Source organism: Microbacterium sp. CIAB417 (assembly GCF_022788845.1).
Genome location: NZ_JAHZUT010000001.1, coordinates 552231 through 567254, shown reverse-complemented (window position 1 = coordinate 567254; position 15024 = coordinate 552231). Strand labels below are relative to the sequence as shown.

The 15024-nt window shown below is 71.0% G+C and carries 14 protein-coding genes; 1 reads left to right on the top strand and 13 read right to left on the bottom strand.

Going from position 1 to position 15024, the window contains the following annotated elements:
* Nucleotides 1–19: 19 nt before the first annotated feature.
* From KYX17_RS02775 to KYX17_RS02750, 6 genes are read right to left on the bottom strand one after another with little or no spacing between them, the layout of a single operon-like run.
* Nucleotides 20–388: a hypothetical protein gene (locus KYX17_RS02775; protein WP_243225012.1), complete on the bottom strand. Its 369-nt coding sequence runs from the start codon at nt 386–388 to the stop codon at nt 20–22.
* 45 nt (nt 389–433) lie between these two features.
* Complete coding sequence (locus KYX17_RS02770) at nt 434–1384, bottom strand: bifunctional riboflavin kinase/FAD synthetase (protein WP_243225011.1); 951 nt, start codon at nt 1382–1384, stop codon at nt 434–436.
* Nucleotides 1381–1800 (bottom strand): hypothetical protein, encoded by a 420-nt coding sequence (locus KYX17_RS02765; protein WP_374208917.1) that lies wholly within the window; start codon nt 1798–1800, stop codon nt 1381–1383. Before KYX17_RS02765 ends, KYX17_RS02770 begins: the two co-directional genes overlap by 4 nt.
* A 54-nt stretch (nt 1801–1854) precedes the next feature.
* Entirely contained in the window at nt 1855–2223 is a 369-nt protein-coding gene (locus KYX17_RS02760) for a hypothetical protein (RefSeq protein ID WP_243225010.1), read from the bottom strand.
* Complete coding sequence (gene truB, locus KYX17_RS02755) at nt 2220–3113, bottom strand: tRNA pseudouridine(55) synthase TruB (protein ID WP_243225009.1); 894 nt, start codon at nt 3111–3113, stop codon at nt 2220–2222. Before truB ends, KYX17_RS02760 begins: the two co-directional genes overlap by 4 nt.
* 31 nt (nt 3114–3144) lie before the next feature.
* On the bottom strand, nt 3145–3783 hold the full coding sequence (locus KYX17_RS02750) for a hypothetical protein (protein WP_243225008.1): 639 nt from the start codon (nt 3781–3783) through the stop codon (nt 3145–3147).
* A 59-nt stretch (nt 3784–3842) separates the two neighbouring features.
* Here KYX17_RS02750 and KYX17_RS02745 point away from each other — a divergent pair, with 59 nt between their 5' ends.
* Nucleotides 3843–4739, top strand: coding sequence for an A/G-specific adenine glycosylase (locus tag KYX17_RS02745; protein WP_308220833.1), 897 nt, complete (start codon nt 3843–3845; stop codon nt 4737–4739).
* Nucleotides 4740–4744: 5 nt separating this feature from the next.
* Here the strand turns inward: KYX17_RS02745 and KYX17_RS02740 are convergent, their stop codons facing one another.
* From KYX17_RS02740 to KYX17_RS02710, 7 genes are all read right to left on the bottom strand, one after another.
* Nucleotides 4745–6943, bottom strand: a complete 2199-nt coding sequence (locus tag KYX17_RS02740; protein WP_243225007.1) for a helix-turn-helix transcriptional regulator — start codon at nt 6941–6943, stop codon at nt 4745–4747.
* Between the two features lie 100 nt (nt 6944–7043).
* Nucleotides 7044–7469 (bottom strand): 30S ribosome-binding factor RbfA, encoded by a 426-nt coding sequence (rbfA, locus tag KYX17_RS02735; RefSeq protein WP_243225006.1) that lies wholly within the window; start codon nt 7467–7469, stop codon nt 7044–7046.
* A gap of 72 nt (nt 7470–7541) precedes the next feature.
* Complete coding sequence (gene infB, locus KYX17_RS02730) at nt 7542–10265, bottom strand: translation initiation factor IF-2 (protein WP_243225005.1); 2724 nt, start codon at nt 10263–10265, stop codon at nt 7542–7544.
* Nucleotides 10266–10359: 94 nt separating this feature from the next.
* A complete protein-coding gene (locus KYX17_RS02725; protein ID WP_249223112.1) occupies nt 10360–10614 on the bottom strand; it encodes a YlxR family protein in 255 nt (84 codons plus the stop codon).
* 54 nt (nt 10615–10668) lie between these two features.
* On the bottom strand, nt 10669–11655 hold the full coding sequence (gene nusA, locus KYX17_RS02720) for a transcription termination factor NusA (RefSeq protein ID WP_243225003.1): 987 nt from the start codon (nt 11653–11655) through the stop codon (nt 10669–10671).
* A gap of 148 nt (nt 11656–11803) precedes the next feature.
* On the bottom strand, nt 11804–13858 hold the full coding sequence (locus KYX17_RS02715; protein WP_243225002.1) for a PhoX family phosphatase: 2055 nt from the start codon (nt 13856–13858) through the stop codon (nt 11804–11806).
* Between the two features lie 92 nt (nt 13859–13950).
* The gene (locus tag KYX17_RS02710) at nt 13951–14967 is read right to left on the bottom strand and encodes a TIGR00730 family Rossman fold protein (RefSeq protein WP_243225001.1); all 1017 of its coding nucleotides are present in this window, start codon (nt 14965–14967) and stop codon (nt 13951–13953) included.
* Between the last annotated feature and the right edge of the window lie 57 nt (nt 14968–15024).

Genomic DNA, 15024 nt, shown 5'->3' with positions numbered 1-15024 from the left:
TGTAGAGCCTGCCGCCATTTTACGCCATCACCGGGCCCGCGGGTGCCGTCGCCGAGCGACCGGCGCGGCGCAGCGCGACGAGCGCGACCACGATGACCGCGACGAACGTCGTCGACAGCGCGATCAGGGCGAACCAGTTCGCATCCAGCGCGAGCACGATGCCCGCCGAGCTCACGGTGATGCCCGCCGCTGCCAGCTTCCCGCCGAACTTGAGCCCCTGCGCAGGCCCGAGCCGGCCCGGGGTGCTCTGACCTCGGGCGAGCAGCAGATCGGCGAAGGCATCGAGCGCGGCGAGCAGCGCTGCGGCGTACGCCATCGCGCACCCCAGCGCTCCCCAGAGGTTCGGCGCCTTGGGCGCCTCCGCCACGACGATCTGCCACAGCTCCACGCGCCCATGGTAGAGGCAGCGGGCCGTCCGGCGGAAGAGCTCGTCTCAGTCGCCGGCGCTCAGCAGTTCGCGCGCTGCGTCGACGTCCGCCGCGATCTGGTCCTTGAGCTTCTCGATGCCCTCGAAGGCCACCATGCCGCGCAGTCGGTGCGTGAACTGCACCGTGACATCGTGCCCGTACAGGTCGAGTCCGGCCTCGTCGAGCACGTGCGCCTCGACCTGCCGGCGCGGCACGTCGTCGAAGGTGGGGTTCGTGCCGACCGACACCGCCGCCGGATGCCGGATGCCCGTGTCGTGGTCCATGAGCCATCCCGCATAGACGCCGTCCGCCGGAACCAGAGCGTCCACGGCATCCGACAGATTGGCGGTCGGGAACCCGAGCTCCCGGCCGCGCTTGAGCCCGTGCACGACTTCGCCGCGCACGTCCACGGGCCGCCCGAGCAGCTCCTGCGCCTTCTCGACGTCGCCCTCCGCGAGCAGCTCGCGGATCCAGCTCGACGAGACCCGGCGCTCGGACCCGGTGGGGAGGACGTCTTCGACCAGGTCGACGGTGAAGCCGAGATCGGCCCCGAGCCGCCGCAGCAGCTCGGGAGTGCCGGCACCGCCGCGGCCGAACCGGAAGTCGCGGCCCACCAGGATCGTCTCGATGCGCAGGGCGTCCACCAGGATCGTGCGGACGAAGTCCTCGGCCTCCCGGTTCGCGAGCTCGGCGTCGAAGCGGAGCACGAGCGTGGCGTCCAGTCCGAGCTCCCCCAGCAGCTCCAGCTTCCGTTCGGTGCTGACGACGTTCTCGGGGCAGCGTTCCGGCCGCAGCACCGAGAGCGGATTGCGGTCGAACGTCACAGCGACCGCGCGCGCTCCGGTGGCCGCGGCGTCCTCGCGGAGCCGGGCGATGACCGCTCGATGCCCCGCGTGCACGCCGTCGAACTTTCCGATCGCGACAGCCGACCGGCCGAAGTCGTCCGGCACCTCGGCCGGATCACGGAAGACGATCATGCCGGAACCGCGGTGGGTCGGTGCGAACGCAGCCACCACAGACCGAAGATCGGCAGGACCAGGGGGATGAACACGTACCCGCGGCCGTACAGCGACCACACCGTCTCGTGCTGGAAGAGCTCTGGCAGCACCAGGCTCAGCGTCCCCACCACGAGCACGCCGGCGAGCTCGAACACGATCGCGATCCACGCGATCGTGTACCACCCCCGGCGATTCGAGAGCACGAGGGCCAGAGTCGCCAGGATGTACACCACCGCGGCCGCGGCGGACAGCGCGTAGCTCAGCGGCGCCTCGTCGAAGCGCTGCACGATCTGGACGAAGCTGCGGCCGGTGGCCGCCAGCGCCATCACGGCGTAGACGATGACGAGGACCCGGCCGATGCCGGTCATCCTGGTGCGGGTGGCGGTGGTGCTCATAGCGCCTACCAGTTTAGGCGGGTGCGGATCCGGGTATGCGCGCGCCCGATGTCGTCACGCGATCTGCACGGTCCAGATCACCTGCATCCGCCAGGCCATGACCGCGACGGCCAGGGCGACGACGCCGAGGATCACGGTGCTCCACCTGCTGCGCTCCATGAGGGCCCACAGAACCCCGCCGATCGGGAGCAGGACGGCGGACACGAGGTACACCCAGTACTCCAGCAGGTCTCCGGTCGGGGGGTTGCCGGCGAACGGGGCGATGATCGCGATGACGACCTGCACGATCAGCAGCAGCTCGACGAGCGCGAGGCTGCCCACCGTGTAGTCGCTCGGGCGTCTGCCCGACAGTCCCGCCGTCACGCAGAACAGGCCGACCGCGACCGCTACCACGATCTGCAGGATCGTGAACCAGAGGATCATCGGGCCTCCTCGGGCATGTTCATCGCGCTCTTGAGGTCGGCGCCACGGCGCTCCACGATGCCGACGAGTGCTCCGTCAGGGTCGATCGCCGCGGCGGGAAGGGCCGCGACACGCGCGGCCTGCCCCACGAGCCGCTTGCCGTGGCGGAGGTCGCGGGCCTCGTCGCCGGTCACGTCGAGACGTGCGAGAACGCGGGCGGCCGCCTCGGCCGGGCTCAGCGCGGTGGCGTCCGCGAGTCCATCGACCGGCACGGCGTCGGCGACATCGAACGGACCGACCCGCGTGCGCCGCAGAGCGGTCAGATGGCCGCCGACGCCGAGGTCGGCGCCCAGGTCGCGTGCCAGCGCCCGGATGTATGTGCCGGAAGAGCAGTCCACGACGACGTCGAGGTCGATCGCGCCGTCGACGTCGCGCCGTCGGAGCACGGCGAAGCGCGAGACGGTCACCTGCCGGGCGGCCAGTTCGACGCTCTCCCCCGCCCTGACCCGGTCGTAGGCCCGTCGTCCCTCGACCTTGATCGCCGACACGGCGCTGGGGATCTGCGAGATCGCGCCGGTGAGCGCCGCGACCCCGGCCGCGATCCGCTCGTCGGAGACGGCCGCGAGCGCCGCGGCGTTCGCCGTCGTCAGCGGTTCCCCCTCGGCATCGTCGGTGGACGTGGTCGCCCCCAGACGGATCGTCGCCGTGTAGGTCTTGTCAGCGCCGACGATGTAGGTCAGCAGCCGCGTGGCCCCCTCGATGCCGATGACCAGCAGGCCCGTCGCCATCGGATCGAGCGTTCCGGCATGGCCGACCTTGCGGGTGCCGAACGCGCGACGCGTGCGCGAGACGACGTCGTGACTGGTGATTCCGCCCGGCTTGTCGACGAGCAGGATGCCGGGTGAGACCATCCCCCCAGCCTACCGAGCACGCGAGCAGCGATCAGCCGCAGACCTCGTAGGAGGGTTCGTCGCGAGTGGTGACGGTGACCGCCCACGCGAGGTCGGCTCCCGTGAGGAACTGGAAGAAGATCTGTGCCTCCCCGTCCGACGGGATCCGGATCCACTCGCCGTCCACGGCGCCGGTGCCCTCCTCGGCATCCGGATATCCGGCGAGGATCTCGTCCCGAGCCGCGCCGACGCCCAGCCCCTCGGCCGTCACCGGACCGACGGGTCCGCTCACGGCATCCGCCATGGTGGATGCCGAGACCTCCGAGATCGGGTCGCTCTGGTTCTCCGACCCGCGCACGAAGTGCATGCTGAACGACGCGTCGGGCGCATTCCAGAACGCCGCCCACGAGCAGGCCGCGCCGTCGCTCGTCCAGCTGGTGGGCAGGTCTGCCAGGGTGCCGTCGAAGTCACCGCCGATGTGCACGGGTCCGATCCCCTCGGCGCTGATGGTCCACGTCGCCGGATCCGCAGGATCCGGTGCCGGGGTCGGCGACGCGGTCTCCTCCGCCGTCGCCGTCGGCGTCGGCCCGGTCGTGGGCGGCTCGGTCTCCGGTCCTTCCGCGGCCGTGGAGCATCCCGCCAGCAGCAACGTCACCGCCAGCAGCGCAGCGGCGGTCCGGAAGACTCTCATGGCGTCCCTCCCTGCTCTCCCCCGTCGATGAGCCTGGATCGTCCGTCTAGGCTAACCAGGTGCCCCCGACTCCGACACCCCTCCCCGACCTCAGCGGGGTCTCGGACTGGTATCGATCCGAGGCCCGCGACCTGCCGTGGCGCCGACCGGAGTTCCATGAGGCGTACGGCGCCTGGGGCGTCCTCGTGAGCGAGTTCATGCTCCAGCAGACGCCGGTGGCACGGGTCATCCCGCATCTGGAGGCCTGGCTGAAACGCTGGCCCACGCCGACCGCGATGGCCCTCGCGACACCCGCGGAGGTCGTGACGCAGTGGGCGAATCTCGGATATCCGCGCAGGGCGCTGTGGCTGCACGGCGCAGCGATCGCCGTCGCCGAACGCCACGACGGCGTGGTGCCGCGCGATGTCGAGGCGCTCCTGGCGCTGCCGGGGATCGGCGACTACACCGCCCGCGCCGTGGCGGTGTTCGCCTACGGGGATCACCACGCGGTCGTCGACACCAACACGCGCCGTGTGCTCACCCGCGCTGTCGGGGGTGCAGCCCAGCCGGGGTCGCCGTCACGACGGGATCTGGCGACGATGGCGGACGCGCTTCCGGCCGAGCCCGCGGAATCCGCGCTGTTCAACGCGGCGATGATGGAGCTCGGGGCGGTCGTCTGCACCGCGCGATCCCCCCGGTGCGAGCACTGCCCGATCCGCCGGGAGTGCCGCTGGCTCGCCGCCGGCCGTCCTGCCGGCGAGGACACCCGCCGCAGGCAGGCCCGGTACGAGGGCTCGGACCGTCAGGCGAGGGGGGCCGTGCTGCGGACGCTGCGGGACGCGGCTCCGGCCGGCGTCCCGCAGGTCAGCGTCATCCCGGACTGGCCGGATCCCGTGCAGCGCGATCGGGCGATCGACTCGCTCATCGCCGACGGCCTCGCCGAAGCGTCGGACGGGTTTCTGTCGCTGCCGGGATGACCGGGTCAGAGGTGCCGGCCGGTGCGGTGCGCGAGCACGATGAGCTCCGCCCTGCTGCGCACGTCGAGCTTCGCGAAGACCCGGCCGAGGTGCACCTCGACGGTGCGCACCGACAACTGCAGCCGTTCCGCGATGTCGCGGTTGGACGCGCCCTCGACCACGAGCATCGCGACCTGGAGCTCGCGCTCGGTGACGAGCGGCTCCCACGCCGCACGGCAGGCCGCCAGCGGATCCACCACGGGGATCGGCACGGTCTCCAGCCCCGCGAGCTGCTCGATCTGCTCCCCGAGGCGGACCAGCCGGCGACCGACGCTGTCGCGCCAGGCATCGGCTCCGGCATCCGTGAAGAGACTGTGCGCCGAGTGCAGGTGCCGCCGGCCGGCGACGCGGTCTCCGCGGATCACGCACGTCGTTCCGAGCAGCGCCTCGACGCGAGCGCGCGTGAACGGCGATCTCACCGCGCGCACGCGCTCGGCGATCGACGGGTACTCGTGCTGCCATGCCCCCTGGGCGACTGTGCGGATCCGCCGGTACAGCTCCGACGCCAGGCGCTGATCGGGCGGTTCGACTGCGGGAGATGAGTCCCCGTCCCCGAGCTCCTCGAGTCCGGGGACGGCAAGCGGTGGAGCCGGTGCGCCCCGGTCGTGCCACAGCCGCATGTGCGCGGCGGCCTCCTGGACCGAGCCCGCGAGGTACGCCTGAAGCGCCCGGTCCACGAGGGCATCGAGCCGGATGCCGGTGGGCAGCGCATCCGTCGCGCTCTGCGTCGCGAGTCCGATCCGGCCGAGGATCGCGAGGTCCAGTCGCCGGGCGAGCACGACGCCGAGTCCGGCGAACGGCAGACCGATCGGAAGGCGGACGAGCGCGTCGTCGAGGCGGGCACGGGCGGCAGCCGCATCGCCCTGCCAGAAGCGCAGCAGCACGTCGACGACGGCGCGATACGCGCCGGCCAGCGGTGTGCGCTCGAAGCCCTGCAGGAAGGGATCCTTCTCCTCCGCGATGCCGGCCTCATGCCGGGCCAGGATGCCGAGGCCGTCCTCGAACTCCCCGTCCAGGGCTCTGCGCACGGCGGCCGCGACGCCGAACGACAGCGTGCCGTCCGGAATCGGATCAGACGGGTCTCCGCTGAGCAGCCAGCACAGGGCGGCGGCAGGATCCCGGATCGCACCGCCGGCACCCGCGCGGACATCCGCGTCGCGCGCCTCGGCCAGCCACATGCGCATGGCGGCGTCGGCACCGCGCTCCGCGGACAGCATCGCCGCCATGCCGGCCGTCCGCGCCCAGGCCGTCCAGCTCGCCGCCTCGTCGTGGTCCGGACGGTGCGCCGCCGGATCCGTGATGGGCAGCGCTCCGCGCAGCGCCGTCTCAGCGATCACGAGAGGCGCGAGGGCCTGCGTCCGTTGCTCCGCAGTCCCCGCCGGGAACAGGCTGCCCAGCCAGTCGACGGCATCCGCGACGAGCCCGGCGCAGAGTGCGGCGTCCCCGGCGACCCGCCTGGCTTCCTCGGCCTGGGCGCCCTCGGCGTGGTCGAAGGCCTCGACGGCGACGTGGAAGGCAGCGAGCGACTGCCCCTCCGCCGAGAGCCGGCGGGCGGCGGCGAGCAGGACGGCGGCCGCGCCCGGTGCCTTGGCGCTCGCGCCGCGTGCCGTGTGCCACGCGGCCCTGACCTCATCTCCCGCCTCGGCGTGGTGGATGCTCAACCGCTCGTGCGCCGACGCGGATTCCGCCGCCGTCGCGGACGCCTGGAGCCATTCCCCGAGCGCGGGTTCGCGCAGCGCGACGCGGCAGGCCGCGACGTCGACGCATTCACCCAGGACGCCGACCGAGAGCTGCTCGGTGGTCAGGCCCGTGACGGCGAGGTAGGCGTCGAGGCGGTCGGTCGAACCCAGCGCGAGAACCACGAGGGCATCGCGCTCGGTCGACCCGGAGGCGAGCCGCTCGACGGAGGACGCGATCGCCTGCGGGACGGGCAATGGCACCGGCAGCGCCCGATGCCCGTGGCGCTGCGCAGCCGTGAGCGACAGGGCGATCTCGCCGAGCACGGCACGGTCGGTGCCCGCGCGCGCCTGCAGCCGGGCGAGCACGTGCGGTGCCACGACGATCCCCTGAGAGCGCAGCTCGGCGACGGCATCCAGCACGACCTGCGCGTCCGGCCCGCCCTCGGGGCGGGCGTCGGCCGCGCGCCGTGCGCCGGTGTCGCCCATGAGACCCGCTCTCCCGACGCCGCGGGAGCGGCGCGATCGGCGAACAGGCTAGCAAACCGTCGACGGCCGCGCGTGCAGCGAGGCCCTGTCTGCCGGGAACTCAGTCCTCGTCGTCGTCCGACCGATACGGGTCGGCGTCCCCGGCGTGCGTGGCCGTGGAGGCGAGTTCCGCGACCGCGGCGTCCCGCTCCTGCGCCTCGCGCAGCAGCGCGGAGATGTGGTCCGCGGTCTCGGGCAGGGCGTCGGGGATGAACTCCAGCGTGGGCACGAGACGGGTCGAGAGCTGACGTCCGACCTCGGTCCGCAGCATCCCGGTCGCCGAGGTCAGGGCAGCGGCGCTGGAGACGCGCTCCTCGTCGGTGCCCAGCACGGTGTAGAAGACGCTGGCGTGCTGCAGATCGCCCGAGACCCGGACGTCGGTGATGGTGACGTAGCCCAGACGCGGGTCGCGCAGGCCCTTGTCGAGCCGCTCCGCCAGGATGACGCGGATGCGATCCGCGAGGCGTGCCTGTCGTTCTCCAGCCATTTCCTTCTCCCTCGTCGAGACTCGTCGGGCGGGGATGCGCAGTGCATCCCCGCCCGACGAGTCACATGGCGATCAGCCCCGCGGCTTCTCCACCATCTCGGTGGTCTCGATCTCGTCGCCGACCTGGATGTCGTTGTACTTGCCGAGGCCGATACCGGCCTCGAAGTCCGTGCGGACCTCGGTGACATCATCCTTGAAGCGACGCAGCGACTCGATGGCCAGGCCGTCGGCGATGACGACGCCGTCGCGGATGACGCGCGCCTTGGCGTTGCGCGTGATGGTCCCCGACCGCACGATGACACCGGCGATGTTGCCGAACTTCGAGGAGCGGAACACCTCGCGGATCTCGGCGACACCCGACTGGACCTCTTCGAACTCCGGCTTGAGCATGCCCTTGAGGGAGTTCTCGATCTCGTCGATCGCGTTGTAGATGACCGAGTAGAAGCGGATGTCCACGCCCTCGCGCACCGAGGCCTCACGGGCCTTGGTGTCGGGTCGGACGTTGAATCCGACGATGATCGCGTTGTCGATCGTCGCCAGGTTCACATCGCTCTCGGTGATCGCACCGACGCCGCGGTGGATGATGCGCAGCTGGACGGAGTCGTCGACCTCGATCTTGAGCAGCGACTCCTCCAGCGCCTCGACGGCACCGGACACGTCGCCCTTGATGATGAGGTTGAGCGTCTCGACCTTGCCCTCTTCGAGAGCGCGGGTGAAGTCCTCGAGCGAGATGCGCTTGCGGGCCTTGGCCAGCTGGGCGTTGCGCTCGACGGCTTCGCGCTTCTCGGCGATCTGGCGGGCCATCCGGTCCTCTTCGGTGACGATGAACACGTCACCGGCGCGGGGCACGGAGTTCAGACCCTGCACCTGGACCGGACGGGACGGTGCGGCCTCCTCGACCGCATCGCCGTTCTCGTCGATCATGGCGCGCACGCGTCCGTAGGCGGTGCCCGCGACGATCGCATCGCCGATCCGGAGGGTTCCGGACTGGATGAGCACGGTCGCGACCGAACCGCGGCCCTTGTCGAGCTTCGCCTCGATGGCGACGCCTCGAGCGGCCTTGTTCGGGTTCGCGCGCAGGTCGAGACCCGCGTCGGCCGTCAGCAGGACCGCGTCCAGGAGCTCCTGGATGCCGGTGCCGGCACGGGCCGAGACGTCGACGAACATGACGTCGCCGCCGTACTCCTCGGCCACCAGTCCGTACTCGGTGAGCTGCTGGCGCACCTTCGCCGGGTTGGCCTCGGGCTTGTCGACCTTGTTGACCGCGACCACGATCGGCACGTTCGCCGCCTGGGCGTGGTTCAGCGCCTCCACCGTCTGCGGCATGATGCCGTCGTCGGCCGCGACCACAAGGATCGCGAGGTCGGTCACCTGCGCACCGCGGGCGCGCATGGCGGTGAACGCCTCGTGACCCGGGGTGTCGATGAAGGTGATGGCGCGCTCGATGTCCTCGTGCTCGGTCCAGACCTGGTAGGCACCGATGTGCTGGGTGATGCCGCCGGCCTCGCCCTCGATGACGTTGGTCTTGCGGATGGCGTCGAGAAGGCGGGTCTTACCGTGGTCGACGTGACCCATGACGGTGACCACCGGAGGACGGATCTCGAGGTCGGAGTCGTCCTCCTCGGCCAGCTCCTGCTCGAGGTCGAGACCGAAGCCCTCGAGGAGCTCCTTGTCCTCGTCCTCGGGCGAGACCATCTGGATCTTGTAGCCGAGCTCGGCTCCGAGGACCTCGAAGGTCGCCTCGTCCAGGGACTCGGTGGCCGTGGCCATCTCGCCCAGGTTGAACAGGATCGTGACGAGCGTCCCGGGCTGGACGGTGTAGCCGTTCAGCGCCTCGAGCTTGTCCGCGAAGTCGGCGATCGAAGCGCCGCGGCGGAGCCGGATGGTCTCGCCGTTGCCCTTCTGGACGTTGACGCCGCCGACGACCGGCGCCGACCGCATCTCGAATTCCTGCCTCTTCGCCCGCCGCGACTTGCGCTGCTTGCTCTTGCCGCCTCCCTTTCCGAAGGCTCCGGCCGTGCCACCGCCGGGTCCACGACCGCGGCCTCCGCCGCCACCGGGACGACCGGCGAAACCGCCGGCGGGACGCTGGAAGCCGCCGCCCGCACCGCCGCCGCCTGGGCGACCGGGGCCGCCGGGACGCTGCTGGAACGGAGCGCCGGGACGACCGCCCTGACCGCCGCGCGGAGCGCCGGGACGCGGCGAGCCGGGACGCGGGGCACCAGGGCGCGGAGCGCCGGGACGCGGAGCCTGCGGCCGCGGGATGTTACCCGGGGTCGGACGCTGGCCCATGCCCTGCGAAGAGGCGAACGGGTTGTTGCCGGGACGCGGGCCGGCGGGACGCTGGCCCATGCCCTGCGAGGACGCGAACGGGTTGTTGCCCGGGCGCGGAGCACCGGGCTTGGGTGCGGCCTTGTCCCCGGGCTTGGGGGCACCCTTGTCGGCGGGCTTGGGTGCAGCCGGAGCGGGCGCCGGGGTCGGCGCGGAGGGCGCCGGGGCAGCCGCGGCCGGCGTCTCGGGGGTGGGCTTCGGACCCGGCTTCGGACCGGGGGTCGGCGCCGCGGCGCCGGGCTTGGGGGCGGGCGCAGCCTTCGGCTTCGCGGGCTCCGCCTTGGCCGCGGGCTTCGCGGCTCCGTCGGCCTCGATCGCCGCGCGCAGCTTGCGCGCCACCGGCGGTTCGATGGTCGACGACGGGCTCTTCACGAACTCGCCGAGCTCCTTGAGCTTGGCGAGTGCGACCTTGCTGTCGACGCCGAGTTCAGCGGCGATCTCGTGCACACGTGGTTTGGCAGCCACAATTCTCCTGTCTGGGTCGGTCCACCCAGGCAGGGCAGACCACTAGTCGCGGACGGGTCTCATTTCGAGCCGTTCACTTTGTTTCCATAGCCGTTCAGCCTTTGTTCTGCTGGCAGTACTGTTCGATGGTCTGCGTGTCGAGCTCGGCTGCGACACGAAGTGCTCGCGCGAAGGCCCGGCGCCGCAATGCCTTGTCCAGGCAATCCGGCTCCGGATGCACCCACGCGCCGCGTCCCGGAAGCACCGCGCGCTCATCGATGACGAGGGCGCCGTCCTGGGCGACCACCCTGAGGAGGTCTGACCGGGAGGCACGTGCGCGGCAACCGACACACGTTCGTACAGGTTCCATCCTACACCTCGGTGCCGATGCCCGAGCGACGCCGGCCGGTCGTGGCGGTCGAGATCATTCGTCGAGGATGCTGTCCGGCTGGATGTCGATCTTCGCTCCGGTCAGCTTGGCGGCCAGACGCGCGTTCTGCCCCTCCTTGCCGATCGCGAGCGAGAGCTGGTAATCCGGCACGAGGGCGCGGACGGCCTTGGTGCCGGCATCCAGGACGAAGGCGCTGGTCACCTTGGCGGGCGACAGCGCGTTCGCGACGAACGTGGCGAGGTCGGGGTTGTGGTCGACGATGTCGATCTTCTCCCCCGCGAGCTCCTCGGTGACCGCCCTGACCCGACGGCCCAGCTCGCCGATGCATGCGCCCTTCGCGTTGATCGACGGGTCGTTCGCCTTCACGGCGATCTTCGTGCGATGCCCGGCCTCGCGCGCGAGCGAGACGATCTCGACCAGGCCGGCCGCGATCTCGGGGACCTCGAGGGCGAAGAGCTTGCGCACCAGGCCAGGGTGAGTGCGGGAGACGGTGATCTGGGGACCCTTCAGCCCCTTGGCCACGCTGGTCACGTAGACCCGCAGACGCGATCCGTGCGAGTACTCCTCGCCGGGGACCTGCTCCTCGGGAGGCAGGATCGCCTCGACCGAGCCCAGGTCGACGTGGATCATCCGCGGGTTGGGGCCCTGCTGGATGACACCGGCGACGATGTCGCCCTCCTTGCCGCGGAACTCGCCGAGCACGGCGTCGTCCGCGATGTCGCGCAGCCGCTGGCTGATGACCTGCTTGGCCGCGAACGCGGCGATGCGGCCGAAGTCGTCGGGAGTGGCATCCTCTTCGCCGATGACGGCGCCCTCGTCGTCCGTGACCGGCTGGAGGACGGCGACGTGTCCGGTCTTGCGGTCGAGTTCGACGCGGACGCCCGCGGGGACCGCTCCGTCCTCGGAGATGTGCTTGCCGTAGGCGGTCAGCACGGCCTGCTCGATGATCGCGACGAGTTCGTCGAACGGAATCGCCTTCTCCTTCTCGATCCCGCGCAGCAGTCCGAGTTCGATATCCATGGCGGCCTCCCTGTTCAGCTCTCATCCGCGGCATCCGCGGGCATCCGACCAGGATACCGGAACCGGCGTCCCTGAGCCGAGCCGGCGGATGCGCAGCGCCCTCCGGTGCGCCGGCGGAGAGCGGCGGCGCACCGGAGGGCAGGAGGCCTCAGGCCCGGTGCACCTGCACGACGGAGGGGCGCGGGGCCGTCGCCACATCCCCGGGCGCAGTGGAGCCGTAGTCCGGGAAGAGCGAACGCGGCGCGTCGAACGTGCCGTCCTCGCCGGGGTGCTGCACGGCCACGAACACCAGTCCGTCCTCGTCATGGATCACCGGGCCGCAGGTCTCGGCATCCCGCGGGACGGCGAGGAACTGCTGCACGTGTCCGCGCTCCGAGCCCTTCAGCGGGACCTTGAACAGGCCGTCGGCGTATCCGATCGTGCCCGGCTGGCCGTCCGTGGAGATCCACAGGTCGCCGTGAGAGTCGAAGGCCAGGTTGTCCGGGCAGGAGATCGGCGACACCTTGTCCTTGGGGAAGCCCGCGAAGTACGCGTTCCCGAACGTGTTCGGGTCGCCGCACAGCAGCAGGACGCTCCAGCCGAACGTGGTTCCGCTCTGGCCGGCCGTCTCCGTGATCTCGAGCACGTGACCGTAGCGGTTGCCCGCGACCGGGTTCGCCTCGTCCACCGCGCTGCGGGCGGAGTTGTTCGTGAGCGCGACGTACACCTTGCCGGTGACGGGGTTCGGCTCGACGTCCTCCGGGCGATCCATCTTGGTCGCGCCGACGGCGTCCGCGGCGAGCCTCGTGTACACCAGGACCTCCTCGGTGCTGAAGCCGGGGACGACACTCTTTCCGCCCTGGGTGAGCGGGATCCAGACACCCGAGCCGTCGAAGGCGCCGTCGGAGGGCAGCTGCCCCGTGCCGGTGATCTCGGCGGCCGGCGAGTCGCCCGTGAAGCGGGCGACGTACAGATCGCCCTCGCTCAGCAGACGCAGGTTCTTCTTGCGGGACCCCGAGATCCGGTTCTTCGAGACGAACTTGTACAGGTAGTCGTTGCGCTCGTCGTCGCCCATGTACGCGACGACCCGGCGGTCCTCCGCGACGCGGACGTTCGCTCCTTCGTGCTTGAAGCGCCCCATCGCCGTGTGCTTGCGCGGCGTCGAGGTCGGGTCCTGCGGGTCGATCTCGACGATGTACCCGAACCGGTTGGGCTCGTTCACGTATGCGGGGTCGTGCGCGTCGAAGCGCGGGTCGTAGGTCTCCCACCCGGTGGAGGTCGAAGTCGTGCTCGACGAGCTGTAGCGCTTCTGCTCCGGGGTGTCCGCCGCCCAGGCGAAGTAGCCGTTGAAGTTCTCCTCGCCGGACAGGATCGTGCCCCACGGCGTCGTTCCGCCCGCGCAGTTGCCGAGCGTGCCGTGCACCCAGCGACCCTCGGGATCCGCGGCGGTCTTCACCAGATCGGAGCCCGCGGCCGGACCGGTCAGCTCGAACACCGTCTCCACCGTGATGCGGCGGTTTCGGCGGCCGTCCACCACGTAGCTCCACGGCCGGCCGGTCCGACGGCGGCGGATGTCGACCACGGAGAGTCCCTGGGCCGCCTTGTAGATGTCGCCGCGGCGTCGCAGCTCGGCGGCGTCCGAAGTGGCCGGGAACATGAGTCCCGGGTTGACGTACTCGTGATTGTTCACCAGCACGCCGGTCTTCCCGCTCGGATCCGGGATGATGTCGAGGTAGTCGCTGTTGTAGCCGAACTGCCCGGCCTGCGCCTCGGGCGTCTGCGCGGCGATGTCGAAGGCCGGCGTCCGTGAGAAGAGCGGGTCGCCCCAGCGGATCAGAGGGCTCCAGTCGTACCCGCGCGGCACGGTGAAGGCATCCACTTCGGCCGGGACCGGAGCGATCGCCTCGAACGGCAGCCGGCCCCGCCCCGGCCGCCCGAAGGACGCCCCAGGACCGGACGCACCGGCGGCGACCGGTGCGGAGGTGGGGGCGCCGTCGCCCACGCCGACCGCGATGGCGACCGCGGCGGCGGCCCCCATCCCCAGCAGCGCGCGGCGGGAGAACACGGCCGAGGCGATCGTGCGGAAGTGCTCGTTCTGCGAGGTGTTGCACTCGGGCCCGAGGCAGGCGTTGGCGCACTTGAGCTCGCACGTCACGGCGGAGCGCTTGCCGCTCACGTGCGGGGCCATCGGCAGGGAGCGGCGGGAGATGTCGGTCAGGCTCATCATCGGTCCTTCGAGATCGGATGCTGTTGCCCGCGCCACCTTCCTCGCATCCGATGACGTCCGCGTGAACGGTCGCTGAATGCCGCGTTTCCTCAGTCCGCGGACGGCAGCGCGTTGAGCGCGTCGATCAGGCGGTAGAGGCCGCCCACCTCCCGCTGCCGCAGGCGCAGGGCGATGCGCGGCAGATGTACGCGGTCGCGATCCGAGACCTCGGCGGGAAGGGCATCGCTCCGCTCGATCCGGCCCGAGGCCACGAACGGCGCGAATTCGACGTTCAGCGCCTCGATCTCGGCATCCGTCGGGGTGTTCTTCAGCCGAAGGACGAGGACGTCGTCCACCCACCGCAGGGAATCGTAGTTGCGCCAGAAGCCGGTGATCCTCGTCACCGCCTGCTCGGGAGAATCCGTGACGAGGACGCGATCGAAGTCGTCCGGGGAGATCACGCCGGCCGGGATCAGCTGCTCGACGACGAACCGCTCGAGCCCCTGCCAGAACGTGCCGCCCGGAGCATCCAGCAGGACGATCGGGGTCGGCTCGGCCTTGCCGGTCTGCTGAAGAGTGAGCAGCTCGAACATCTCGTCCATGGTTCCGAAGCCGCCGGGCAGGCAGATGAATCCGCTCGACTCCTTCACGAGCATGAGCTTGCGGGTGAAGAAGTACTTCATCTCGACGGAGTGGGCGTCCTTCGCGACGACCGCGTTCGGCTTCTCCTCGAAGGGCAGGCGGATGGACACGCCGAGAGCCATCTTCTCCCCCGCCCCCTCGGCCGCGGCCTGCATGATGCCGGGGCCGGCACCGGTCACGACCATCCATCCGCGTTCGGCGAGCTCCGTCGCGACTCCGCGGGCCGACCGGTACAGCGGATCCTCCGAACGCGTGCGGGCCGAACCGAACACGGTCACTTTCGGCACGTCCGAGTACGGCTGGAACAGGCGGAACGCGTCGCGCATCTCGCTCAGCGCCGACGAGGCGATCTTGAGGTCGAGCCGATCGGTGCGATCCTGCCCCAGCTGGATGCCGGAGAGCAGGATGCGGGTGATCAGTGCGCGGCTCGACGTGATGCCCGCCTCGTCCAGCAGTTCATCGATCCGGGTCGTCAGCTCGTCCATGGCTCTACTCTGACATGCAGGCTCACCCGTCCGGGTGAGAGCACGCGCGCCGAGCGG